At 65.6% G+C, this 23,962-nt stretch carries 28 protein-coding genes; 21 read left to right on the top strand and 7 right to left on the bottom strand.

What is annotated here, in order from left to right; all coding sequences use genetic code 11:
• Positions 1-11: 11 nt before the first annotated feature.
• Positions 12-539, bottom strand: coding sequence for a component of SufBCD complex (locus ACP156_RS07395; protein ID WP_425050625.1), 528 nt, complete (start codon positions 537-539; stop codon positions 12-14).
• Positions 540-662: 123 nt separating this feature from the next.
• On the opposite strand from ACP156_RS07395, the gene hemB reads away from it, so the two are divergent.
• Both hemB and ACP156_RS07385 read left to right on the top strand, forming a co-directional pair.
• Positions 663-1,667, top strand: coding sequence for a porphobilinogen synthase (gene hemB / locus ACP156_RS07390; RefSeq protein ID WP_425050624.1), 1,005 nt, complete (start codon positions 663-665; stop codon positions 1,665-1,667).
• Positions 1,668-1,794: 127 nt separating this feature from the next.
• Entirely contained in the window at positions 1,795-2,352 is a 558-nt protein-coding gene (locus ACP156_RS07385) for a YSC84-related protein (protein WP_425050623.1), read from the top strand.
• 42 nt (positions 2,353-2,394) lie between these two features.
• Here ACP156_RS07385 and ACP156_RS07380 read toward each other — a convergent pair whose 3' ends face one another.
• The 3 genes from ACP156_RS07380 to ACP156_RS07370 form a co-directional block, all read right to left on the bottom strand.
• Complete coding sequence (locus tag ACP156_RS07380) at positions 2,395-2,763, bottom strand: hypothetical protein (RefSeq protein ID WP_425050622.1); 369 nt, start codon at positions 2,761-2,763, stop codon at positions 2,395-2,397.
• A complete protein-coding gene (locus ACP156_RS07375; RefSeq protein ID WP_425050621.1) occupies positions 2,763-3,029 on the bottom strand; it encodes a hypothetical protein in 267 nt (88 codons plus the stop codon). The genes ACP156_RS07380 and ACP156_RS07375 overlap by 1 nt, the downstream gene beginning before the upstream one ends.
• Positions 3,030-3,118: 89 nt before the next feature.
• Positions 3,119-3,382 (bottom strand): usg protein, encoded by a 264-nt coding sequence (locus ACP156_RS07370; protein ID WP_425050830.1) that lies wholly within the window; start codon positions 3,380-3,382, stop codon positions 3,119-3,121.
• Positions 3,383-3,578: 196 nt separating this feature from the next.
• Here ACP156_RS07370 and gyrA point away from each other — a divergent pair, with 196 nt between their 5' ends.
• The 6 genes from gyrA to gluQRS all read left to right on the top strand — a co-directional run bounded on the left by gyrA (position 3,579) and on the right by gluQRS (position 11,012).
• On the top strand, positions 3,579-6,323 hold the full coding sequence (gene gyrA / locus ACP156_RS07365; protein ID WP_425050620.1) for a DNA gyrase subunit A: 2,745 nt from the start codon (positions 3,579-3,581) through the stop codon (positions 6,321-6,323).
• 145 nt (positions 6,324-6,468) lie between these two features.
• Positions 6,469-7,365 (top strand): hypothetical protein, encoded by an 897-nt coding sequence (locus tag ACP156_RS07360; protein WP_425050619.1) that lies wholly within the window; start codon positions 6,469-6,471, stop codon positions 7,363-7,365.
• 160 nt (positions 7,366-7,525) lie between these two features.
• Positions 7,526-8,038, top strand: coding sequence for a hypothetical protein (locus ACP156_RS07355; RefSeq protein WP_425050618.1), 513 nt, complete (start codon positions 7,526-7,528; stop codon positions 8,036-8,038).
• Between the two features lie 69 nt (positions 8,039-8,107).
• Complete coding sequence (gene trmFO, locus ACP156_RS07350; protein ID WP_425050617.1) at positions 8,108-9,457, top strand: methylenetetrahydrofolate--tRNA-(uracil(54)-C(5))-methyltransferase (FADH(2)-oxidizing) TrmFO; 1,350 nt, start codon at positions 8,108-8,110, stop codon at positions 9,455-9,457.
• A gap of 74 nt (positions 9,458-9,531) precedes the next feature.
• The gene (locus ACP156_RS07345) at positions 9,532-10,146 is read left to right on the top strand and encodes a class I SAM-dependent DNA methyltransferase (protein ID WP_425050616.1); all 615 of its coding nucleotides are present in this window, start codon (positions 9,532-9,534) and stop codon (positions 10,144-10,146) included.
• Positions 10,143-11,012 (top strand): tRNA glutamyl-Q(34) synthetase GluQRS, encoded by an 870-nt coding sequence (gene gluQRS / locus ACP156_RS07340; protein ID WP_425050615.1) that lies wholly within the window; start codon positions 10,143-10,145, stop codon positions 11,010-11,012. The genes ACP156_RS07345 and gluQRS overlap by 4 nt, the downstream gene beginning before the upstream one ends.
• Here gluQRS and hisI read toward each other — a convergent pair.
• The gene (gene hisI / locus ACP156_RS07335; RefSeq protein WP_425050614.1) at positions 10,993-11,352 is read right to left on the bottom strand and encodes a phosphoribosyl-AMP cyclohydrolase; all 360 of its coding nucleotides are present in this window, start codon (positions 11,350-11,352) and stop codon (positions 10,993-10,995) included. The genes gluQRS and hisI overlap by 20 nt on opposite strands.
• A gap of 66 nt (positions 11,353-11,418) precedes the next feature.
• Between hisI and ACP156_RS07330 the strand changes: the two genes are divergently transcribed.
• Positions 11,419-11,868, top strand: a complete 450-nt coding sequence (locus ACP156_RS07330; RefSeq protein WP_425050613.1) for an iron-sulfur cluster assembly scaffold protein — start codon at positions 11,419-11,421, stop codon at positions 11,866-11,868.
• A 79-nt stretch (positions 11,869-11,947) separates the two neighbouring features.
• Here the strand turns inward: ACP156_RS07330 and ACP156_RS07325 are convergent, their stop codons facing one another.
• Complete coding sequence (locus ACP156_RS07325) at positions 11,948-13,315, bottom strand: class II 3-deoxy-7-phosphoheptulonate synthase (RefSeq protein ID WP_425050612.1); 1,368 nt, start codon at positions 13,313-13,315, stop codon at positions 11,948-11,950.
• A 179-nt stretch (positions 13,316-13,494) separates the two neighbouring features.
• Here ACP156_RS07325 and ACP156_RS07320 point away from each other — a divergent pair, with 179 nt between their 5' ends.
• From ACP156_RS07320 to ACP156_RS07265, 12 genes are all read left to right on the top strand, one after another.
• Positions 13,495-14,499 carry a GlxA family transcriptional regulator gene (locus ACP156_RS07320; RefSeq protein WP_425050611.1) on the top strand — a complete coding sequence of 335 codons (1,005 nt, stop codon included), beginning with the start codon at positions 13,495-13,497 and terminating at the stop codon, positions 14,497-14,499.
• 115 nt (positions 14,500-14,614) lie between these two features.
• Positions 14,615-15,397: a class I SAM-dependent methyltransferase gene (locus ACP156_RS07315; RefSeq protein ID WP_425050609.1), complete on the top strand. Its 783-nt coding sequence runs from the start codon at positions 14,615-14,617 to the stop codon at positions 15,395-15,397.
• A 108-nt stretch (positions 15,398-15,505) separates the two neighbouring features.
• The gene (locus ACP156_RS07310) at positions 15,506-16,705 is read left to right on the top strand and encodes an ABC transporter substrate-binding protein (RefSeq protein WP_425050608.1); all 1,200 of its coding nucleotides are present in this window, start codon (positions 15,506-15,508) and stop codon (positions 16,703-16,705) included.
• Between the two features lie 55 nt (positions 16,706-16,760).
• Positions 16,761-17,549 carry an ABC transporter ATP-binding protein gene (locus ACP156_RS07305; RefSeq protein ID WP_425050607.1) on the top strand — a complete coding sequence of 263 codons (789 nt, stop codon included), beginning with the start codon at positions 16,761-16,763 and terminating at the stop codon, positions 17,547-17,549.
• A 22-nt stretch (positions 17,550-17,571) separates the two neighbouring features.
• On the top strand, positions 17,572-18,111 hold the full coding sequence (locus ACP156_RS07300) for a hypothetical protein (RefSeq protein WP_425050606.1): 540 nt from the start codon (positions 17,572-17,574) through the stop codon (positions 18,109-18,111).
• Between the two features lie 76 nt (positions 18,112-18,187).
• Positions 18,188-18,610 carry a hypothetical protein gene (locus ACP156_RS07295; RefSeq protein WP_425050605.1) on the top strand — a complete coding sequence of 141 codons (423 nt, stop codon included), beginning with the start codon at positions 18,188-18,190 and terminating at the stop codon, positions 18,608-18,610.
• Positions 18,607-19,437, top strand: coding sequence for an ABC transporter ATP-binding protein (locus tag ACP156_RS07290; RefSeq protein WP_425050604.1), 831 nt, complete (start codon positions 18,607-18,609; stop codon positions 19,435-19,437). The genes ACP156_RS07295 and ACP156_RS07290 overlap by 4 nt, the downstream gene beginning before the upstream one ends.
• Before the next feature lie 22 nt (positions 19,438-19,459).
• Positions 19,460-19,849: a hypothetical protein gene (locus tag ACP156_RS07285; RefSeq protein WP_425050603.1), complete on the top strand. Its 390-nt coding sequence runs from the start codon at positions 19,460-19,462 to the stop codon at positions 19,847-19,849.
• A complete protein-coding gene (locus ACP156_RS07280) occupies positions 19,846-20,295 on the top strand; it encodes a hypothetical protein (RefSeq protein ID WP_425050602.1) in 450 nt (149 codons plus the stop codon). Before ACP156_RS07285 ends, ACP156_RS07280 begins: the two co-directional genes overlap by 4 nt.
• A 177-nt stretch (positions 20,296-20,472) precedes the next feature.
• On the top strand, positions 20,473-21,483 hold the full coding sequence (locus tag ACP156_RS07275) for a branched-chain amino acid ABC transporter permease (protein WP_425050601.1): 1,011 nt from the start codon (positions 20,473-20,475) through the stop codon (positions 21,481-21,483).
• Positions 21,480-22,784: a branched-chain amino acid ABC transporter permease gene (locus ACP156_RS07270; RefSeq protein WP_425050600.1), complete on the top strand. Its 1,305-nt coding sequence runs from the start codon at positions 21,480-21,482 to the stop codon at positions 22,782-22,784. Before ACP156_RS07275 ends, ACP156_RS07270 begins: the two co-directional genes overlap by 4 nt.
• Complete coding sequence (locus tag ACP156_RS07265; RefSeq protein ID WP_425050599.1) at positions 22,781-23,374, top strand: nucleotidyltransferase family protein; 594 nt, start codon at positions 22,781-22,783, stop codon at positions 23,372-23,374. The genes ACP156_RS07270 and ACP156_RS07265 overlap by 4 nt, the downstream gene beginning before the upstream one ends.
• Position 23,375: 1 nt before the next feature.
• Here ACP156_RS07265 and ACP156_RS07260 read toward each other — a convergent pair whose 3' ends face one another.
• Positions 23,376-23,795 carry a hypothetical protein gene (locus tag ACP156_RS07260; RefSeq protein WP_425050598.1) on the bottom strand — a complete coding sequence of 140 codons (420 nt, stop codon included), beginning with the start codon at positions 23,793-23,795 and terminating at the stop codon, positions 23,376-23,378.
• Positions 23,796-23,962 lie beyond the last annotated feature (167 nt).

Here is a 23,962-nt window from a genome sequence, read left to right as displayed (position 1 = left end):
GCGCCGCACCGTCAGCCGCCCAGAACGCCCAGCGACATATTCTGCCACATGCCCCACATCGCGGTGACGAAAATGGACACAAGGCCGATGACCTGCGTGAACAGCCGCTGAAGCCGCAACCGCTTGCGCAGCGCCTCTCCGGTCAGTGCGCGCAGGGTGATGCTGCGGGCAGCGACCATCGACAGAACGCCCACGATGGCCAGCGGGAACAGGATCAGGAACACCGCCTGCGCGAACTCGATCCAATAGTAGAACCCGGTGACCGCCAGCCCCGACAGCAGCGCGCAGGACATCGCGATGATCCACATCCCCGACACCTCGCCGATATGCAGGATGCGGTTGCAGTTGATCCGCACGAGGTCTTCAAGGTCGATCTGCCGCTGCCCGCCATGGCGCGCGGCGCTGAGCACCAGATCATAGGGCACGCCAAGCACCCAGTGGCTGGCCGATGACCAGACCACGGCGAGTGCGATCCAATACCAGAGATTGGAAAACGACCGCATGTCTATCAGCTCGAAAACGGTGCTGTACCAGTCCACGTCGGGCCGTCCATTCTTGTCTTGCGCGGACCCTAGACCCGTCCTGCGGCAATTCCTAGACTTGAGGTGCCGCTAATTCCCTGCGAAGGCTCGATTTGTAATCGCAAGACGACAGGCTTCCCCATGGTCACCGCTCCCGCACCCTTCCCCGCCGCCCGTTTCCGCCGCATGCGCGCCAATGACTCGCGCCGCCGGCTGATGCGCGAGAACACCCTGACCGTCGACGATTTCATCTGGCCGGTGTTCATCCGCGACGGCGAGAACGACGAAACGCCCATCGCCTCGATGCCCGGCGTGTCACGCTTGACGGTGGACCGGGTGGTGCGCGCGGCAGAGGACGCGGCAAAGCTGGGCATCCCCGCGATCTGCCTGTTTCCCTACACCGCCGCCGAGGACCGGACCGAGGACTGCGCGATGGCGTGGAGCCCGGACAACCTGACCAACCGCGCGATCCGCGCGATCAAGGCCGAGGTCCCCGAAATCGCGGTGATGACCGACGTGGCGCTGGACCCCTACAACGCCAACGGCCACGACGGCTTTGTGGTGGATGGCGAGATCGTCAACGACGCCACGGTCGAAGCGCTTGTGAAGATGACGCTGGCGCAGGCCGAGGCCGGGGCCGACATCATCGGCCCGTCCGACATGATGGATGGCCGCATCGGCGCGATGCGGATGGCGCTGGAACAGGCCGGGTATCAGAACGTGACGATCCTGTCCTACGCGGCCAAATATGCTTCGGGCTTCTATGGCCCGTTCCGCGATGCGGTGGGCGCCTCGGCGGCGCTGAAGGGCGACAAGAAGACCTACCAGATGGACCCCGGCAATTCGGACGAGGCGCTGCGGCTGGTCGCCCGCGACCTGTCGGAAGGCGCCGACATGGTGATGGTGAAACCGGGAATGCCCTATCTCGACATCTGCCGCCGGGTGAAGTCCGAGCTTCAGGTGCCGACCTACGCCTATCAGGTGTCGGGCGAGTACGCGATGTTGAAGGGCGCGGCGCAGAACGGGTGGCTCGACGGGCCCAAGGTGATGCTGGAAAGCCTTTTGTGTTTCAAGCGCGCGGGTTGTGACGGCATCCTGACCTATTTCGCCCCCGAGGCCGCCCGCGCGCTGAAAGCGGGCGCCTGAGACACCGATTTGCCGCGTGGCACGGCATCTCGCGGGTGACAGGACGGAATCGTTGCGCTATTCTCACGGTCAAGCGCCGCATAACAACGGGCGCGACAGGCAGACCGGCAGTACAAGGGCAGCTATCATGACCATTCCATCCCGCCGCGGTTTCATCGCGGGTCTCGGCAGTGCAGGCCTTCTGGCCGCTTGCGGCAACGGCGTCGGCTCCAACGGGGGGCAGATGATCGACGCCCGCGTGGACCAGACGTTGAACTTCCTTTATTCCAACTACCCCCAAACCGTTGATCTTCGCGACAAGTCCGTCGGCATGCTGGTCATGCCGCTGGTGACGAAGGCCGGCTTCGGGCTGGGCGGTTCCTATGGCCGCGGCGCGCTGCGGGTGAACGGGGCCACCGTCGATTACTACTCGGCGGCCTCCGGCACCTTCGGGCTTCAGATCGGCGCGCAGCAGTACAGCCACGTGCTGTTCTTCATGACCACCGACGCGCTGGAGAACTTCCGCCGCTCGCCGGGCTGGTCCGCGGGCGCGGACGTGGAATACACGCTGAACCAGGAAGGCGAGAACCTCTCGGCCGACACCACCACGGCCTTGCTTCCGATCATCGCGGTGATCTTCGGTCAGGCCGGCCTGATCGCCGGTGCGACGCTGAAAGGTACCAAGTACACCCGCATCATTCCCTGATCCGGACATGACGGGCCGAGGCTGCCGGAAGCACCGGCGGCCTCAGTCCTTTTCCGGCTTGGGTTCGGGCGTTTCCTTGGGCTCTGGCGCGGGCGCACGCGCGGCCTGCATGCCTTGCAGGAACGCCGCCACCAATTCGGCCACCGGAAAGGCCGGCGGCGCGGGCGGCAGCGGGCGCGGACGCATCAGCAGGCCAACCGCCAGCACGACAAGCCCCAGCCCCATCAGCGCCCCGCCGGTGACCAGCGCCGCGAAGACCGCGCCATGCGCGTCGGCCAGCGCGATCCAAAGCGCCACCAGCAGGCACAACAGCCCCGCAACGATGAAGAAAACCGCGACCAGCGCGCTGATCAGCTGTGTCAGGCCCGAGCGGATCGCATGCTTGATGCGGTATTCCAAAGACGCGAACATCAGCGCCGCCGCAGCAGCCCGATAACGATCCCCATTCCCGTCGCCGCGGCGAGGGCGAGGAACGGCTTTTTCTGAACCGCCGAGCGCGTCATGTCCGAGCCTTCGTCGAAAGCACTGCGCGCGGCGCCCGCGAATTCGCGGCCACGGGCCTGCCCGAACCGACCGGCCTCGCGGGCAAAGCGCGACGCGGCCTCGCCCAGACGGCGCGCCTCGGCGCCAAGATCCTCGAAGGACGGATCCTTGCCGCCCTGCTTGTCATCCGACATCTGAAAACGTCCCCTGAAAATGCAAGTTGCCGCCAGCCTACTGGCAAATCGGGGAAATTCAATGACCGGGACCGGACGGTTAAGGGGCTTCAGTGATAGGTGAACTCGCCCACCACGTTGCGCCATTCGCCCGGCCGGATCATCTTGCGATGGGTGAACCGCACCGAATGCAGCGGCCCCTCGATGCTGTCCTGCCAGAACTCGATGAACTCGAACAGCTTCGGGTGGTCCGGGGCCAGGTCGTAATCCTGCCAGACGAACGTGTTCAGCACGTTCTTGAAGTCCGGCATCCGATAGAAAATCTCTGCCGTGGTCAGTCCGTATCCCTTCAGCATCAGTTCGGTTTCCGACATGCTCACTTGCGCCTCCATGTGACACCTGTATGAAAAGCATGCCGGAGATTCTTTAATAAGCAACAAAAACAGTGTGTTAGCACTCTGCTCCGGTGGCTGCTTGCTTAAATGAAAGTCAGTGTTGAACCCCATATCCTCGGCAGGGTATAGTGCGGGACAACAAGATATAGAGCCAAGGCGAAAGGTGCGTAGGCACGTGAGCGACACGCCAGAAACCCCTGAAAACGAAGACGGAATTCCCCCGGAACGGCCGGAACCCACAGGCCCGACGGTGACCATCGAGGCCGAGATGCGCAACGCGTATCTCGACTACGCGATGTCGGTAATTGTCAGTCGCGCGATCCCCGATCTGCGCGATGGCCTGAAACCTGTGCACCGCCGCATCCTGTTCGCGATGAACGAGGTCGGGAACACCTTCGACAAGCCCTACCGCAAATCGTCGCGCCCGGTGGCCGACACGATGGGTCAGTATCACCCGCACGGCGACGCCGCGATCTATGACGCGCTGGTGCGGATGACGCAGGACTTCTCGATGTCGCTGCCGCTGCTCGACGGTCAGGGCAACTTCGGCTCGATGGACGGCGACCCGCCCGCGGCCTTCCGGTACACCGAAGTCCGGATGGCGAAGGCGGCGAACTTCATCCTTGCCGATATCGACAAGGACACGGTCGATTTTCAGGACAACTACGACGGCAAGCAGACCGAACCGGTCGTGCTGCCTGCGCGGTTCCCGAACATGCTGGTCAACGGCGCCGGCGGCATCGCGGTCGGCATGGCCACGAACATCCCGCCCCACAACCTTGGCGAGGTGATCGACGCGACACAGGCGCTGATCGAGAACCCGGATCTCGATTCCATCCAGCTGATGGAATACGTGCCCGGCCCCGACTTCCCCACCGGCGGCGTGATGCTGGGCCGTGGCGGCGCGCGGAAGGCCTATACCGAAAGCCGCGGCTCGGTCGTGCTGCGCGCCAAGACCAAGGTCGAAGAGATCCGCAAGGACCGCTTCGCCATCATCGTCGAAGAGATCCCGTATCAGGTCAACAAGATGAAGATGGTCGAGCAGATCGCTGATCTTGCTCGGGACAAGAAGATCGACGGTATCGCCAACGTGCAGGACGAATCCGACCGCGTCGGCGTCCGCGTGGTGATCGAACTGAAGCGCGACGCGACGCCCGAAGTCGTGCTGAACCAGCTGTTCCGCTTCACCTCGCTGCAAACCTCGTTCGGCTGCAACATGCTGGCCCTGAACGGCGGACGGCCCGAACAGCTGACGCTGCGCGACTTCCTGACCCACTTCATCACGTTCCGCGAAGAAGTGGTCGCCCGGCGCACCGCCTACCTGCTGCGCAAGGCGCGCGAGCGCTCGCACATCCTGTGCGGTCTGGCCGTCGCGGTGTCGAACGTCGACGAGGTGGTCGCGACCATCCGCGCCTCTGCCGATGCGTCGGAAGCGCGCGAGAAGCTGATGACGCGCCGCTGGCCCGCCGGGGACATCGCCGAGTACATCCAGCTGATCGACGACCCCAGCCACAAGATGAACGAGGACGGCACCTACAACCTGTCGGAAACGCAGGCCCGCGCCATCCTCGATCTGCGACTTCAGCGCCTGACCCAGCTGGGCGTCAAGGAAATCACGGACGAACTGCAGGAACTGGCCGGCAAGATCCGCGATTACCTCGACATCCTGCGTTCGCGCGAGCGGATCATGCAGATCATCTCGGACGAACTGGCCGAGGTGAAAGAGCTGTTCGCGGTCCCGCGTCGCACCGAGATCGCCGACTGGTCCGGCGACATGATGGACGAGGACCTGATCGAGCGCGAGGACATGGTCGTGACCGTGACCCAGGGCGGCTATATCAAGCGCACCCCGCTGGTCGAGTTCCGCGAACAAAAGCGCGGCGGCAAGGGGCTGTCGGGTGGCGGGCTGAAGGAAGAGGACGTCGTGACGACCCTCTTCGTCGCCAACACCCACACGCAGTTGCTGTTCTTCACGACCGACGGCATGGCCTACAAGCTGAAGACGTGGCGCCTGCCCTCGGGCGGACGCACCGCGCGCGGAAAGGCCATCGTCAACATCCTGCCGATCCCGACCGGCGTTTCGATCGCGGCGATCATGCCGGTGGATCGCGACGAGAACGAATGGAACGACCTGCAAATCGTCTTCGCGACCAGCAAGGGATCGGTCCGGCGCAACCGGCTGTCCGATTTCACCAACGTGAAATCGAACGGCAAGATCGCGATGAAGTTCGAGGGCGAGGAAGAAGGCGTCCGGCTGATCAACGCCCGCATCTGCTCGGAAGACGACGACGTGATGCTGGTGACGAACTCGGGCCGCGCGATCCGCTTCCCGGTGCCAGAGGTCCGCGTGTTCAACTCGCGCGCCTCGACCGGTGTGCGCGGCGTCAAGCTGAACAACGGCGACGAGGTCGTTTCGATGTCGATCATCCGTCACTTCGACGCGGAATCGGATGAACGCGCGTCGTACCTCAAGATGCGCCGCGCGATGGCGGGTCTGGCGGATGATGCCGAGGCGTCCGAGGACGACGAGGGCAACGCCAACAGCCCGCTGCCGCCCGAGCGCTATGCAGAGATGTCGGCAGCCGAGAACCTGATCCTGACGATCACCGCCGGGGGTCTGGGCAAGCTGTCGTCCAGCCACGATTATCCGGTGCGCGGGCGTGGCGGTCTTGGCGTCACGGCGTGGGAAAAGCAGATGCGCGGCGGGGAAATCGTCGCAAGCTTCCCGGTCGAGATGGACGACCAGATCATGCTGGTCACCTCGACCGGCCAGTCGATCCGCTGCCCCGTCGACGGCATCAGCTTCCGCTCTCGCGCCGCAGGCGGCGTGAAGGTGTTCAACACCGCGCCGGGGGAAGAAGTCGTTTCGGTCGCGTGGATCGCGGAACAGTCCGAAGAGGACACCGAAGCCCCGGAATAAAGGGCCCAGAATAAGCGGACTGTCGCTTTTTCATCCACGACCGCGCCCCAACCAAGGGCGCGGCCATTTTTTTGTTCGGGTCCGATCTGTGTTGTGTTAACTTAACGCCATATTTTGACCCTCCCACCGTTTTGGGGACCACATCATGAAAGACGCACTTCTCTTGACTGCCAGCGCTCTGGCGCTGATCCCTGCTTCCGCCTCCGCCGTCGAATGGACCTACGCCAGTGCGGACCTGTCCTACCGCTCGCTGGAAGTGGATGGCGACACCAGCAGCCTGACGTCGCTGGGCGGCGAATTCGAAGCCCGCGAGGGCCGCTTCACCTTCGGCGGGTTCGTCGATGCGGTGTTGATCGACGACGGCTCTGACCTGTTCTACTACGGCGCGTCGATCGGCTATGACTTCACGCCCGCCTTCACCGCCTATTTCGATATCGAGGCCGTGTCGGTCACCGACGACCTGTTCGGCGACGACACCTTCGCCACCTACACGCTGGGCGGCGAGTACGAGACCGGGCCCTACACCTTCGGCGCCGCCGTCGGCTATGCGCCCGACTCGGAAGACGATGTCGCCTATGCCGTCTATGCCGGTTACGAGACCAGCCCGGACCTGTTGTTCTACGCCTCGATCGGCACCTACGTGGACGCCGAGGACGTGACCTATACGCTTGGCGTCGACTATGACGGCAGCACCTTCGACATCGACGGCGTGCTGTTCGCGGCGCCCGAGACCGACCTGACGCTGGTGGCCATGTCCGGCCAATACTATTTCAACGCCAGCGTTGACTTCCGCGTTGGCGGTCAGGTGGCTTACTTCGATATCGACGGCGACGACGTGGTGATCTACGGCGTGAGCGCGGGCGTCGAGGTCACGGACAACCTGTGGCTTGATGCGGGCGTGTCTTTCGGCGACAGCTCGACTATCGACGACACCGCCACGATCTACCGCATCGGGCTGGAATACGAGATCGGCAAGCGCGACAAGCTGAAGTCGCGTATCTCCGACGCGCAGCGCGCCGCGCTCATCGACTTCGGTTACTAAGCCTTTCCGGCCCTGCCCCAGCCAGAGGGGCGGGGCCGACCACGATTTTTCCACGACACGCCCCGGCCTTGCCGCAATCGCGCCCCCGCGCCGCCAAATCGCTGGTTAACGGTGCAGGGATCGGCGGATAGCTCCGCCCTTTGGGAACGGGAAAACGGTCATGCAGAACTCTACCCGCAACTTGCTTTCCGCCATCCTGGCCGGTGGCGCCACGCTGGTCCGCATTCTGATCGGCGCGTTCTTCCTTGCGACCGCCGCCGCGCTGCACATCACCGAAAGCGGCGCCGCGTTGCTGAACGGCGTCATCGCCGCGCCGCTGGCGATCACCCTGACCACCGTTTACCTTGCCGTCGGCGCCTTCGCCCTGCTGTTCCGCACCGCCGTCCGGCCCGCCGCCGTCCTGCTGGCGCTGTACGTCTTCGCGACCGGCGTGATCCGGCTCGCGCATTCCGGCGGCGACGTGATCCCCGTTCTCGCGCTCGACCTGACCCTGCTGGCCGCGCTGCTGGTCACCACGCTGGCCGAGCCGCGGCTGGTCAACGTGGTCGTCGCACCGCGCCGCGTGGCCACGCGCGACACTGCCGGGTCCGAACGGCCCGACCCCACCCGCCCGGCGGAAAACCCGCGCAGCATCTTCAACGGCGTCTGGGACAGCAAGAAGAACGCCGCCTGATCCCCTCCGCTTTCTGATTTCAGCGAATCCCGGTTTTCAAAGCCGGGATTGCGCCATATCTGGAAGCGCATGAGCGAGACACTCCACATCATCGGCGGCGGCATGGCAGGCTCGGAAGCCGCCTGGCAAGCCGCGAACGCCGGCGTCGACGTCGTCATCCACGAGATGCGGCCCAAGGTCGGCACCTTCGCGCACCACACCGGCAACCTTGCCGAGATGGTCTGTTCCAACTCTTTCCGGTCGGACGACGACGAACAGAACGCCGTGGGCCTTCTGCACTGGGAAATGCGCGCGGCGGACGGGCTGATCATGGCCACCGCCGACCGTCACGCCCTGCCCGCCGGCGGCGCGCTGGCCGTCGACCGCGAGCCCTTCGCCCAGTCCGTCACCGACACGCTGCGCGCCCATCCGCGCGTGACGGTCGAGGACGGCGAGATCACCGCCCTGCCCTCGGACGGCAAATGGATCATCGCGACCGGGCCGCTGACCTCGGGCAATCTGGCAGAATCGATCCGCGCCGAGACCGGCGCCGATGCGCTTGCCTTCTTCGACGCCATCGCCCCCATCGTCTATGCCGAGAGCATCGACATGGAGAAAGCGTGGTTCCAGTCCCGTTATGACAAGGGCGAGACCGAGGAAGAGCGCAAGGCCTACCTCAACTGCCCGATGGACAAGCCCACGTACGAGGCCTTCATCGACGCGCTGATCGAGGCTGACAAAACAGAGTTCCACGAAGGCGAGACCGCGAAATACTTCGACGGCTGCCTGCCGATCGAGGTGATGGCCGAGCGGGGCCGCGAGACGCTGCGCCACGGCCCGATGAAGCCCGTGGGCCTGACCAACCCGCACCAGCCGGACGTGAAGCCCTGGGCCATCGTGCAGCTGCGCCGCGACAACGCGCTGGGCACGCTGTTCAACATCGTGGGCTTCCAGACCAAGATGAAATACGGCGCGCAGGCCGACGTGTTCCGGATGATACCGGGGCTGGAGGATGCGAAGTTCGCCCGCCTTGGCGGTATTCACCGCAACACCTTCATCAACTCGCCGACGCTGCTGGACGACCAGATGCGCCTGCGCTCGCGGCCCAACATCCGCTTTGCCGGGCAGATCACCGGGGTCGAAGGCTATGTGGAATCCGCCGCGATGGGGCTGCTCGCAGGCCGCATGGCCGCCGCCGAGATCCTTGGCCGCCCGATCAAGGCCCCGCCGCCCGAGACCGCGATGGGCGCGCTGATCCATCACATCACCGGCGGCGCCGAGGCGAAGACCTTCCAGCCGATGAACGTGAATTTCGGGCTGTTCCCGCCGGTCGACCTGAAGGGCGGCCGCCGCAATCGCCCGGCGCGCTACAAGGCCTATACCGACCGAGCCAAGGCGCTGTGGACGGACTGGCTGGCCGCCGCGACCGAAGCGGCCTGACATCGGCGGACCCGGCGCCGGGTTTTCCGGCGCCGCCCTGTACCATTCGCCGCAAAACGCGCTAACTCGGGCGTATGAGCAAGACATACCTGGAAAAGGTCTATTCGGTGAAATCCACCGAGGAGGCGAAACAAATCTACGACGAATGGGCCGGCAGCTATGACAAAGAGCTGCTGGACCAAGGCTATGCCACCCCGATGCGGGTGGCGCGCGCGCTGGCCGCCCAGATTCAGAACATGGACAAGCCCGTTCTGGATTTCGGCTGCGGCACGGGATTGTCCGGCGCGGCGCTGATCCAGAACGGCTTTACCGTGATCGACGGCACCGACCTGTCGGCAGAGATGCTGGCGCAGGCCGCCGACAAGGGCGTGTACCGCGATCTGTGGCAGGCCCATCCCGGCGCCGAACTGCCCTTCGATTCTGGCAAGTACCACGCCATCACCGCCAGCGGCGTGATCGGCTCGGGCGCGGGTCCGGCCGAGCTGCTGGATATTCTGATGGAAGGTCTCTCGCCGCGCGGGTTGCTGGCCTTCAGCTTCAACGACCACACGCTGACCGATCCCGACTACATGGTGACCCTGCGCGACTGGACGACCAACGGCACGGCCAGCCTTCTGTTCGAGGAACACGGACCGCATATTCCCGGCATCGACCTTGGGTCGACGGTCTACGTGTTCGAGAAGGCGTGAGCTACGTCACCCGCTTCGCCCCGTCCCCGACAGGGCCGCTGCACATCGGTCACGCCTTCTCGGCCCTGACCGCCTATCGGTGCGCGCAGTCGCATGACGGGACCTTTCTGCTGCGGATCGAGGATATCGACCGCGCCCGGTCGCGGGACGAATACGAACAGCAGATCTACGACGACCTGCGCTGGCTTGGCCTCGACTGGCCTACGCCGGTGATGCGCCAGTCCGACCGGATGCCCGCCTATCGCGCGGCGCTGGACCGGCTGATCGAGATGGGCCTTTGCTACCCCTGCAACTGCTCGCGCGGCGACATCCGGGCGGCGTTGTCCGCCCCGCAGGAAGGCGCGCCCATCGAGGGGCCGGACGGCGTCATCTATCCGGGCACCTGCCGGGGCCGCCCGATGTCCGAGGCGGGACCGACCGACGCGATCCGGCTCGACATGACGCGGGCCACCGCCCACCTCGACGCCCTGCCCGCCTTCCGCGAGACCGGGCCGCTGTTCTCAGGCGTTCACCCGCTGGTGGCCAACGACATGATCGTGCAGATCGGCGACGTGATCCTTGCGCGGAAGGACATGGGCACCTCGTACCACCTGTCCGTGGTCGTCGATGACGCCGATCAGGGGATCACCGAGGTCGTGCGCGGCGCAGACCTGTTCGCCGCCACGTGGATTCACGTGCTGCTTCAGGCGCTGCTGGGGCTGCCGATCCTGCAATACCATCACCACGCCCTGATCCGGGACGACACCGGCAAGCGGCTGGCAAAGCGCGACGACGCCCGCGCCATCCGCGCCTACCGCGAGGACGGGCTGTCGCCGGACGATGTGCTGAAGATGATCGGCCTGACGGTCACACCATCGGCGACATGATCTCGGCTTCCTCGCCGTCGCGGATCGCGGTGTAGAAACAACTGCGCCGGTTCGTGTGGCAGGCCGGGCCCTCCTGCTCGACCAGCGCCAGCAGGCAATCGCGGTCGCAATCGACCCGCAGTTCCACCAGCTTCTGCACGTGGCCCGAGGTCTCGCCCTTGATCCAGTAACTCTGGCGAGAGCGGCTCCAATAGGTCACGCGCCCGGTCTCCAGCGTCTTCGCCACCGCGTCCGCGTTCATCCACGCGACCATCAGAACCTCGCCCGTGTCGTGCTGCTGGGCCACGACCGGGATCAGGCCCTTGTCGTCGAATTTCAACGTGGACGGATCGAACGCCATGACCGAACCCCTTTCCTCATGCATTGCGCCGCCCTATGTAGGGGGTTCAAGCCAGCAGGAAAAGCCATGAGCGACTCCGATCTCATCAAGCTGTATTCGGGCCAGATCCTTGAACTCGCAGCCGATATCCCGCACCTCGGGCGTCTCGACGCGCCGCAGGCGTCGGTCAAGAAGCGCTCTCCGCTGTGCGGATCGACGGTGACCGTCGACCTGACGACCGAGGATGGCCGGATCACCGACTATGCGCAGGACGTGAAAGCCTGTGCGCTGGGTCAGGCGGCGGCGTCGATCGTCGGGCGCAACATCATCGGCCGCACCCGCGCCGAGGTCGAGGTTGCCCGCAATCAGTTGAAGGCGATGCTGAAGTCCGAGGGCCCGGTGCCGGATGCGCCGTTCGACGGGCTCGAGGTGCTGTTGCCCGCTCGCGACTTCAAGAACCGGCACGCGTCGATCATGCTGACGCTTGATGCTGCGGCAGAGGCGTTCGCCGAGGCCGAGAAGGCCGCCTGCGCCTGACCCTTTTCCCCATTGGCCAACGAAAAAGGCGCGGCATCCGTCAGGACACCGCGCCTTTGTTCTTCCGAAGCCCGCGTGATTACTCGGCTGCAACCCGCTGCGGTTCGCGACGCTGGATGATTTCCTCGGCAACGAGGAAGGCCAGTTCCAGCGCCTGACTTGCGTTCAGGCGCGGGTCGCATGCGGTGTGGTAGCGGTCGGACAGGTTCTCATCCGACACGGCGGTCACGCCGCCGGTACACTCGGTCACGTCCTTGCCGGTCATCTCGAAGTGCACGCCGCCGGGGATCGTGCCCTCGGCGTTGTGGATGTCGAAGAATTCCTGCACTTCGCGCAGCACGCTGTCGAACGGACGGGTCTTGTAGCCCGAGGACGACTTGATCGTGTTGCCGTGCATCGGGTCGCAGGACCAGACGACATTCGCGCCCTCTTCCTGCACCGCTTTCACAAGGCGCGGCAGGTGGTCGCCGACCGAGCCGGCGCCGAAACGGGCGATCAGCGTCAGACGCCCGGCCTCGTTGTTCGGGTTCAGCTTGTCCATCAGCACCTTCAGGTCATCGACGGTGGTCGACGGGCCGCATTTCAGGCCGATGGGGTTCTGAACGCCACGGGCGAACTCGACATGCGCGCCGTCGGGCTGACGGGTGCGGTCGCCGATCCAGATCATGTGGCCCGAACCCGCGATCTGCGCGCCCGAGGTCGAATCCGTCCGGCACAGCGCTTCTTCGTACTCCAGAAGCAGCGCTTCGTGGCTAGTGTAGAAGTCGACGGTCGACATGTCCTTGTTGGTCGTGTCGTTGACACCGGCGGCCTTCATGAAGTCCAGCGCGTCCTGCAGACGGTTGGCGAGGTCACGATAGCGTTCCGCCTCGTCGCTTTCGGTGAAGCCCAGCGTCCACGCATGGACGCGGTGCACGTCGGCGAAACCACCGGTCGAGAAGGCGCGCAGCAGGTTCAGCGAGGCGGCGGCCTGCGTGTAGGCCTGCAGCATGCGGTTCGGATCGGGAATCCGCGCGTCCGGCGTGAAGTCGAACCCGTTGATGATGTCGCCGCGGTAGCTGGGCAGTTCGACGCCGCCGACGGTCTCGGTCGGGGCCGAGCGCGGTTTGGCGAACTGGCCGGCCATGCGGCCCACCTTCACCACCGGCACCTTGGCGCCGAAGGTCAGGATCATCGCCATCTGCAGAAGCACCTTGAAGGTGTCGCGGATGTTGTCGGCCGAGAACTCGTTAAAGCTTTCGGCGCAGTCCCCGCCCTGCAGGAGAAACGCCTCGCCGCGCGAGACCGCGGCAAGCTTCTCGCGCATACGACGGCATTCCCCGGCAAAGACGAGCGGCGGATACTTGGCCAGCTGCGCCTCAACGGCGTTCAGCGCGGCCTGATCCGTATACTCGGGCATCTGGACCCGAGGCTTGGCGCGCCATCCAGACTTGTCCCAATTGCTCATGTCTTCCTCCGAAGTGTGCCTAAAAAGGTGCCTCCGTATAAAGGCAGAAGGTTTACGTTGGAACCGGGAATGTGCGCCCATTTCCGACGCAGCGTGCCGTTTTTTGTGCATCGGCTCCCTTGCGCGGGTCCGGCAAAGCTGCTTCCGTCTCCCGATCCTAGCGCAAGGGTGCTGAAGACATGGAGCTGAGTCGCCACATTGTCGAGGTAGAGGACACCGGCAAGAAACCCAGCCGGTTCGTGTTCGTCCTGCTCGATAATTTCACCATGCTGTGTTTCTCGTGCGCGCTTGAATCGCTGCGCATCGCGAACCGCATGGCGGGCCGGACGCTGTACGAATGGACCCTCGTCGGCGAAGGTGGCGAGTTCGCCGCCTGCTCTGCCGGAACGCAGTTCAAGCTCGACAGCGATCTGGGCGAATTGCAGCGCGACGACACTATCCTTGTATGCGGCGGCATCGACGTGCAGGCGGCGTCCAGCCGGAAAGTGCTGAACTGGCTGCGGCGCGAGGCCCGGCGCGGCGCGACCGTGGGCGGGCTTTGCACCGCCGGTTACACGCTGGCCAAGGCCGGACTGCTCGACGGCAAGCGCGCCACGATCCATTGGGAAAACCAGGACAGCTTTGCCGAGGAGTTCGACGAGGTCGAACTGACCAAGTCCGTCTTTGTGATGGACGGCAACCGGTTCACGACGGCGGGCGGCACCTCGTCCATCGACCTGATGCTGAAAATCATCGCCCGCGATCACGGCGAGGAACTGGCGAACGCGGTCGCCGACCAGTTGATCTACACCACGATCCGCACGGATCAGGACACCCAGCGGCTTTCGGTCCCCACCCGTATCGGCGTGCGGCACCCGAAGCTGAGCCAGGTGATCCATATGATGGAACAGAACATCGAAGAGCCGATCAGCCCGGCGACGCTGGCCAAGGATGTCGGCATGTCGACCCGCCAGCTGGAACGGCTGTTCCGCCGCTACCTGAACCGCTCGCCCAAGCGCTATTACATGGAACTGCGGCTTCAGAAGGCCCGCAACCTGCTGATGCAGACCGACATGAGCGTCATCAACGTGGCGCTGGCCTGCGGCTTCGCGAGCCCCTCGCATTTCTCGAAATGCTACCGCGCGCATTACAGCACGACTCCCTACCGCGAACGCGGAAGCCAGGCCACACGCCTGTCGGTCTAGCCCCGATCGCCCCTAAACTGTCCCCGGATCGGCGCAAATCACCGTCTTTCCGCCCGATTCCGCTGCGACAACGGTGGAATTGAAGGACATTCCGATTTTCGGGGAGGGAAGGCCCATGACGCGTTTTGAACTTCTGTTGCGGCTTGCGGAAAACCAGTCGATCCGGTCGCTTGATCTGTCGATGTTCGACACGCGCGACATCGCGCAGGTCGCCTTGCACCGAACGGAGGTTCTGGGCGACGTCCCGGATTGGAAACGCGCCGTGCGCACATGGGTCCGGGGCGACGAGGCGCCGATGCTGGACATTGCAACGGCTTTTGGCCCCGCTCTGCTGCGCCGCGCCGCCGCCGCCGTCTTTCTGGAATACCGCGCCCTGCGCCCGCTGCTGAAGCAACTCTCACCCCGCACCATCGCGGATATCGGCTGTGGCTATGGCTTCTTCGGGCTGTTGGCGCAGGCCGACCTGGGCGCGTCGCTGACATTGATCGACACGGAACGGTCCGACGAACGGCGCATGCGCTTCAGCGAGACCGGCGCCGCCTGCGCCGACCTTGCGGTGGCGCGGCGTTTCCTGCTGGCGAACGGCTGCCCCGCCTCCCGACTGCGGACGCTGAACCCGCAAACAGCGGACATCACCGCGCTGCGGAACATCGACCTTGCGGTCAGCTTCCTTGCCTGCGGCTTCCTGTTCCCCATAGATGCCTATCGCGACTTCTTCGCCGCCTCGGTCCGGCCCGGCGGATCGGTTCTGCTCGACATCCGCTCGCGGCTTGTGACTTCCGTGGTCCGCCCCCTCGCCGGGCTTGGCGAGATGCAGCGCCTGTCCATGGCGGCGGATGGAAAAGCCATGCGGTTCCAGCTTGTTACGTCACCTTCCGCACTTTCCCAAGCGGCCTGAAACAGCGCGCGCCCGACGCAGCGCCACCCCTTAACTCCCGCCCTTTTCTTTTGCGCGGCGCCGTCCTACGCTGCCGCCCACAAGAGTTATACTCACAGGGAGAGTTCCATGAAAAAGCTGCTTATGGCTACGGCCGCAGTCGCTGCGATGACCGCCGGTGGCGCGCAGGCCGAAAGCCACGGGGGCGCCGTGAAAATCGGCATCATCCTCGGGTTCACCGGCCCGATTGAATCGCTGACCCCGCAGATGGCCGACAGCGCCGAACTGGCGCTGACCGAGATCAACGACGCCGGCGGCATCCTCGACGGCCTGATGCTGGAGCCGGTCCGCGCGGACTCGACCTGCATCGACAGCGCCGCCGCGACCGCCGCGGCCGAGCGTCTGGTGACCTCGGACGGCGTCGTCGCCATCATGGGCGCCGACTGCTCGGGCGTGACCGGTGCGGTTCTGGCCAACGTCGCGGTGCCGAACGGCATCCCGATGGTGTCGCCGTCGGCCACCTCGCCCGCCCTGTCCACCGCCGAGGACAACGACCTGTTCTTCCGCACCGCGCCGTCCGACGCGCGTCAGGGCGAAGTGCTGGCCGACATCCTCGAGTCCAAGGGCATCACCTCGGTCGCGGTGACCTACACCAACAACGACTACGGCAAGGGCCTGTCCGACAGCTTCATCGCCAACTTCGAAGCCAACGGCGGCACCGTAACCGCGAACGTCCCGCACGAAGACGGCAAGGCCGACTACTCGGCCGAAGTCGCGACGCTGGCCTCGGCTGGCGGCGACGTGTTGGTGGTGCTGGGCTACGCCGACCAAGGCGGCAAGGGCATCATCCAGTCGGCCGTCGACACCGGCGCGTTCGACACCTTCATGATGGGCGACGGCATGTATGCCGACGCGCTGCTCGCCGATCTGGGCGACATGATGGAAGGCTCGTTCGGCGCGGTGCCGTGGAGCCAGGGGGAAGGCGCTGACGCCTTCGCCGCGATCACCGAGGCCGCCGGCATCAACGGCGAAAGCTCGTTCACCCGCGAAAGCTATGACGCCGCCGCCCTGCTGGCGCTGGCGATGGCTGCCGGGGGCGAGGCCACCAGCGCCGCCGCCGCCGCCAACCTGCTGGACGTGGCGAACGCTCCGGGCGAGCCGATCCTGCCGGGTGAACTGGCCAAGGCGCTGGAGATCCTCGCCGAAGGTGGCGAGATCGACTATGTCGGCGCGACCAACGTCGAGCTGATCGGCCCGGGCGAGGCCGCAGGCACCTACCGCGAATACATGGTCGAAGGCAGCGCCTACTCGACCGTCGAATTCCGCTAAGACTGACAGCGCGGTCCGGCATGTTCCGGGCCGCGCACCAACCGGACGGACCCGCATGATCGTCGTCGAAGACCTGCACAAGCATTTCGGGGGCTTCCATGCCGTCGACGGAGCCTCGCTGGAGATCCGCGAGGGCTCGATCACCGGGCTCGTTGGACCCAACGGCGCCGGAAAGACAACCCTTTTCAACGTGATCGCTGGCGTTCTTGAACCCACGTCGGGCCGCGTCCTGATGGGGGGCGAGGATATCACCGGCCTGCCGCCGCACGAGCTGTTCGCCAAGGGCCTGCTGCGCACCTTCCAGATCGCGCACGAGTTCTCGTCGATGACGGTGCGCGAAAATCTTATGATGGTGCCCGCAAATCAGGCAGGCGAGACGCTTTGGAATGCATGGTTCCACCGTGGCACGGTGGCGCAGGAAGAGCGGGAATTGGCGAAGAAAGCCGACGAAGTTCTTGAATTTCTTACAATTGATCACCTTTCCGACGAGAAGGCAGGCAACCTGTCGGGTGGACAGAAAAAGTTGCTTGAGCTTGGCAGAACCATGATGGTGGACGCACGGATCGTGTTTCTCGACGAAGTCGGCGCCGGCGTGAACCGGACCCTTCTGAACACAATCGGTGACGCGATCCTGCGGCTCAACAAAGAGCGTGGCTACACGTTCTGCATGATCGAGCATGACATGGACTTCATCGGGAGGCTTTGCGACCCGGTGATCGTGATGGCCGAAGGCCGGGTGCTGGCCGAAGGCACGATCGACGAGATCAAGGCGAACGAGCAGGTGATCGAGGCGTACCTCGGCACCGGTCTCAAGAACAAGACGGCGGCCTCCGCGTCGCCGTAGCAGGCAACGAAGAGGGGCACGTATGACTTTCCGACTTATCCGCGCCGCGGCGCTTGGGCTTTTTGTATTCGCCGGGGCCGTTCAGGCTGGCGACGACGACTGCGCGCAGGTGCATTCCAAGCTGACCTTCTGCGGCGGCGAACAGGTCTGGTCACCGCTCGAAGCGGGCAAGGCCGAGGGCGTCGCGATGTTCCGCAACAGCGGCGAGAGCTTCGGCAAGGTCATCGTCGAGAAAGTGAACCCCGGACAGGTCTCGCGCGAGCAGATCGAGAACGCGATCCTGACCGACCTCGTGATCAAGCAGGGCGACGAGGACGGACGGTTCAAGGTCGACAGCCTTGAAGGCGGCGAGGTGGACGGCGAGATCGCCGGGAACCTGTCCTATTCCATCCCCGGACGGACGAAACCGCTCAACCTGCTGCATTCCTATCTCGTGCGCGGCGATTTGCTGATACAGTTCATCACGATCACCGGTAACAGCATCGAGGATGGAAATGCCCGCGACTTGCACAAGGACTTCCTCGGCGGCTTCCGCATCACGGCGGACGCGCCGCTTCTGTAATCTCGCCGCCGCCACGCTTCTGACCCTTGCCGCGGCGCCCGCCACCGCGGCGGAGTGCACCGACATCGCCGGCAGCGTGGCCTTCTGCCCGGACGGCACGCTGTGGGAAGGCCTGACCCCTGCCCGCCCCGACGGCCCCCGCACGCTGATCTGGGAGACCGACACGCTCGCCATGATCGTGGCCGAGGTGCCCACCGTCTTCGACACGGTCGAGGTGTCGCTGAGCGCGGGCGAACTGGCGGGCATGATCGACGACATGGCCCCGCCTCCCGAAGGATCCGAGGAACTGGGCCGCTTCGCACTGGCGGGCGACGACTTCCCCGCCTTCTCGCGCGCAACGCGGCAGGCCGAGGACGGGCTGGTCGAACTGGTCTCGCTGCATGCTCTTGGAACAACGATCGTTTCGGTTCGCACCGTCGCGCAGGCGGAGCGATTGACTCATGACCACGCCTTGCGGCACGAACAGGCGCTGAAGGCGATCGTGGAGACCGGATTGTGAACCAGAATTCCTGGCAGGAAGACCGAGGCAACCGGGACCGGTCCATCGCCAACCCGCAGCCCGAGGGCGAGATGCAGCCGGGCCATTACAGCGGCCACGCCAAACACGGCGCGACGGACGAGCCCTTCCTGATCGGCGACGCGATGACCGGCGGTTACGGCGGCGGGGCGAATATTCTGCACGACTGCACCATCGCCGTCGACAAAGGCCAGATCGCGGTGATCGTGGGCCCCAACGGCGCAGGCAAGTCGACCGCCATGAAGGCGGTGTTCGGCATGCTGGACCTGCGCGGCGGCGACGTGCGGCTGGACGGCGAAAGCATCGCGACGCTGACCCCGCAGGCGCGGGTCGCCAAGGGCATGGGTTTCGTGCCGCAGACCTCGAACGTGTTCACCTCGCTGACGGTGGAAGAGAACCTTGAGATGGGCGCGTTCCTGCGCCGCGACGATATCCGGGCCACGATGGAGCAGGTCTATGACCTGTTCCCGATCCTCAAGGACAAGCGCCGCCAGAACGCGGGCGAGTTGTCGGGCGGCCAGCGCCAGCAGGTCGCCGTCGGCCGCGCGCTGATGACCCAGCCCAAAGTGCTGATGCTGGACGAACCCACCGCCGGGGTGTCGCCCATCGTGATGGACGAACTGTTCGACCGCATCATCGAAGTGGCACGCACCGGGATCTCGATCCTGATGGTCGAGCAGAATGCCCGGCAGGCGCTGGAGATCGCCGACAAGGGCTATGTGCTGGTGCAGGGCGCAAACCGGTTCACCGACACGGGCGCAGCGCTGCTGGCAGACCCCGAAGTCCGGCGCAGCTTCCTTGGCGGGTAAGGCGTATTTCAGGAGAGCTTTCATGACCCCATCCGACCGCATCCCCCGCGGCGCCGCGCTGCTATGCGCCGCCACCTGCGCCCTGCACGGCTTGCCCGGTTTGGCGGTGGCCGAGGGCTCGGTCTACGAGGTGTCCTGCACCGCCGCGACCCTGTGCGACGCCGCCGGCGGCTGCTCGGGCGACGCATCGGCGCTGGAGTTCACCGTCGCGCCGCTGTCGCAGGACGGCGACCTGCGGACCTTCGAACTGGTGATGGACGGCAAAACCTACGAGGCGCAGCAGAACGGCGCGACCGGCCCGTTCGTCTGGGACAGCAAGGTGCTGGTCCCGATGGGCGGCGATGCCGCGCTGCTGATCCGGCAGGCGGGTGACGCCGAGGCGCTGTTCCTGACCTGCGAGGGCCTCGGATGAAGGCGCTGGGGGCCGCGCTGATCGCTGCAATCGCGGCGGTGGTCGTAACGGTCCTGCTGCTGCGCCCGGTCGGCGCGCCCGACGTGGCGCGGATCGAGTCGGTCTCCCGCTGCGAGTGGACGGAATACTGCCGCGCCGGGGACTGCACCGCGCAGCCCCTGCCCGCCTTCACCATCCTCCGCAACGGCGAGTTCGGACGGACCTACCTTGGCTTCGAGGGCGACCGTGGCATGCCGCAGGTCAGCGTGGTGCCCTCCGACGACGGCACCCGGCAGATGTCGCTGTCCGCCGGTCAGACCGCCGACGGCGTCGAGATCCTGCACGTCTGGACCCTGAAGCCCGACGGCGCGTTCGATTACCGCCGGACCGAGCAGCTGATCTCGAATCCGGCCATCGACACCGGCGCGGGCCAGTGTGGCGCGTTCGAGGACCGGGAGGCCGGATGACGGCGCGGGTTTCCATTTTTCTGGACGCCGAAGGCGCGGCATCCGAAACTGGCGGGAACACGGGTGCGGCGCGTCCGCAACAAAACGTGCAATTCGGGGCGCGGGAGGTGGCGGACACGCCGCGTTTCGGGCCTTGCAGGAAGACTGAGACAAGACTGGTGCGGAGAGCCCGCTGACATGGATCTGCTGAACGCGCTGGTGGCGCTGACCAACTTCGTGATCATCCCGGCGACGGCCTACGGCGCACAGCTTGCGCTGGGCGCGCTGGGGGTGACGCTGATCTACGGCATCCTGCGGTTCTCGAACTTCGCCCACGGCGACACCATGGCCTTCGGCGCGATGGTGACGATCCTCGCGACGTGGTGGCTTCAGGGCATGGGCGTCTCGCTTGGCCCGCTACCCACCGCGCTGCTGGCATTGCCCATCGGCATCGTCGTGACCGCGCTGCTGCTGCTGGGCACCGACCGGGTGATCTATTCTTTCTACCGCGAGCAGAAGGCGAAGCCCGTGGTCCTTGTGATCGTATCGATGGGCGTAATGTTCATGATGAACGGCCTTGTCCGCTTCATCATCGGCCCCGACGACCAGCGGTTCGACGACGGCGCGCGGTTCATCATCAACGCCCGCGATTTCCGCGAGATGACGGGGCTGGACGAGGGCCTTGTGTTCCGCACCAGCCAGGGCCTGACCATCGTCACGGCGGTGATCGTCTGCGCGCTGCTGTTCTGGTTCCTGAACCACACCCGCACCGGCAAGTCGATGCGCGCCTATTCCGACAACGAGGATCTCGCCCTGTTGTCGGGGATCAACCCCGAACGGGTGGTGGCGATCACGTGGATCATCGTGGCCGCGCTGGCGACGGTGGCGGGCGTGCTTTACGGCCTCGACAAGACGTTCAAGCCCTTCACCTATTTCCAGCTTTTGCTGCCGATCTTCGCCTCCGCCATCGTTGGCGGTCTCGGCTCGCCGCTTGGGGCCATCGTCGGCGGTTTCGTCATCGCCTTCTCGGAAGTCACCGTGACCTACGCGTGGAAGAAGGTGATCACCTATCTCTGGCCGGGAGACTGGGCGCCTGACGGGCTCGTGCAGCTTCTGTCCACTGACTACAAATTCGCGGTCAGCTTCGTGATCCTCGTGATCGTGCTGCTGTTCCGCCCGACCGGCATCTTCAAGGGGAAAGCGGTATGACCCCCAACATGCGCGCAATCCTTCTGTTCGCCCTCGTCTTCGGGCTGATCATCCTGTCGGGCTTCGAGCGCAGCTGGAACGTGGCGCTTGGCATCGTGAACATGGGCCTGATCAGCGCCATCATGGCGCTGGGCGTGAACATGCAGTGGGGCTATGCCGGCCTGTTCAACATCGGCGTCATGGGCTTCGTCGCGCTGGGCGGACTGGCGGCGGTGCTGGTGGGGATGCCCCCCGTCGCCGAGGCGTGGGCCGCAGGTGGTCTGGGCCTGCTGGCAGGTCTCGCGCTGGGCGCGGCGACCATCGCGGCGGCGATCATGACATGGAAGCGCATGGCCAAGGGCCGGGCCCGCGCCCTAGCCGTGGCCGCGATCCTCGTCGTCGGTTTCTTCGTCTTCCGCGCGGTATTCGACCCTGCCGTCGGCGCCGTCGAGGCCGTGAACCCCGCCGCCACCGGATACCTTGGCGGTCTGGGCCTGCCGATCCTCGTCGCATGGCCGGTGGGCGGCCTGCTTGCGGCGGGCGCGGCATGGGCCATCGGCAAGACCGCTCTTGGCCTGCGGTCCGATTATCTTGCCATCGCGACGCTGGGCATCGCCGAGATCATCATCGCCGTCCTGAAAAACGAGGACTGGCTGGGACGTGGCGTGAAGAACGTCATCGGCCTGCCGCGCCCCGTGCCCTACGAGGTCGATCTGCAGAACTCTGACGCCTTCGTCGCCCGGATGAGCGCATGGGGCATCGACCCGGTGGCCGCCTCGTCGATCACCGTGAAACTGGCCTACGCGGGCCTGTTCGTCGTGGTGCTCGCCATCCTGCTGTGGCTGTCGCAGAAGGCGCTGAACTCGCCGTGGGGCCGCATGATGCGCGCGATCCGCGACAACGAGGTCGCGGCCGAGGCGATGGGCAAGGACGTCACCCGCCGGCACCTGCAGATCTTCATCCTGGGTTCGGCGGTCTGCGGCATCGCGGGCGCGATGATGACGACGCTGGACGGCCAGCTGACCCCCGGCACCTACCAGCCGCTGCGGTTCACCTTCCTTGTCTGGGTGATGGTGATCGTCGGGGGCTCGGGCAACAACTTCGGCGCGGTGCTGGGCGGCTTCCTTGTCTGGTACCTGTGGGTCGAGGTCGAACCCCGTGGCCGCGAACTGATGGAGTTCGTCACCTCGGGCATGGCGGACGGCAGCTGGCTGAAAGCGCACCTGCTGGCCTCGGCAGCCCACATGCGGCTGTTCATCATGGGCCTGATCCTGGTGCTGGTCCTGCGGTTCAGCCCGCGCGGGTTGATCCCCGAAAGATGATCCCCCTCACCATCCTGCTCTTCGCGGCCGGGTCGTCGTCTCGGATGAAGGGACGCGACAAGCTGATGGAGCGGATCGGCGACGAGACGCTGCTGCAGCGCAGCGCGCGGCGGGCGGTGGCGACCGGCCTGCCAGTGATCGCCCTGCTCCCGCCCGAGCCGACACCGCGCGCGGCGGAACTGAATGGACTGGTCGAGACGCGGGTGACGGTGCCCGACGCGGGCGACGGCATGTCCCGGTCCATTGGCGCGGGGCTGGCGGCGCTGCCCGACACGGCGGCGGGCGCGATGATGGTGATGGCCGACATGCCGGACCTCGACACCGGTGACCTGCTGGTGCTGGCGGCACGGTTCGATGCGCTGGACGGCGACAGCGTGATCCGGGCCGCAGGGGCGGATGGCACCCCCGGCTCGCCGGCGGTGGTGCCACGCAGGCTGTTCGCGGCGCTGATGGCGCTTGACGGCGATACCGGAGGCCGTGACGTGCTGAAACGCGAGCGGCAGGAGATCGTGCCCCTGCCCGACCGCCACGCGCTGACCGATCTGGACACGCCCGAGGACTGGGCCGAGTGGCGCGCGCGAAACCGCTAGGTCAGTGGCGCAGGCGCGCGTGCATCCAGCGGGCGTAAAGGAAGAACAGGAAGGCCAGAACGATGGCCGCGCCGATCATCCACAGGCTGCGGTCGCCCATCACGTCCCACAGCGGCGGGTCGCGCAGCACCTGCAGCGCCACCAGAACCGCGCACCAGGCCAGAAACGACAGCGCGAAGAACGCCCCCGTCGCCATGCGCGACACCAGCAGGATCGACGCCAGAAGCCCGGTCGCCACGGCCAAGGCCCAGACGATCAGCACCCAGGACGGGGTCGCCGCGAACCACGCCGCCTGATCGGGCGTCAGCCACGACATATACAGCGGAGCCTTCAGTTGCAGCCCGAGGAAGTCGCCCAGCAACAGAAGGTTCCACAGAACCGCGATTGCCGAAACCGGAAGATGGTGCCACGCCCGTGCCATTGAAGCCCCTTGCCCTAACCACTCTGCGGGTGAATGTGGCGCGGTGACCCCCACCTGTCCAGTGCGGGCGCAAAAAGAGAGCCCCGCCGTGGCAGTCCACCGCAGCGGGGCTCGGGTCCGGTCGTCACGGTCTGGCGGAACACATGGGCGGCCGGATTAATTTCGCG

Origin of the sequence: Psychromarinibacter sp. S121 (genome assembly GCF_049801035.1) — a bacterium.
GTDB lineage: Bacteria > Pseudomonadota > Alphaproteobacteria > Rhodobacterales > Rhodobacteraceae > Psychromarinibacter.
The sequence above is the reverse complement of the archived record's forward strand: the minus strand, read 5'-3'. Positions and strand labels throughout refer to the sequence as shown.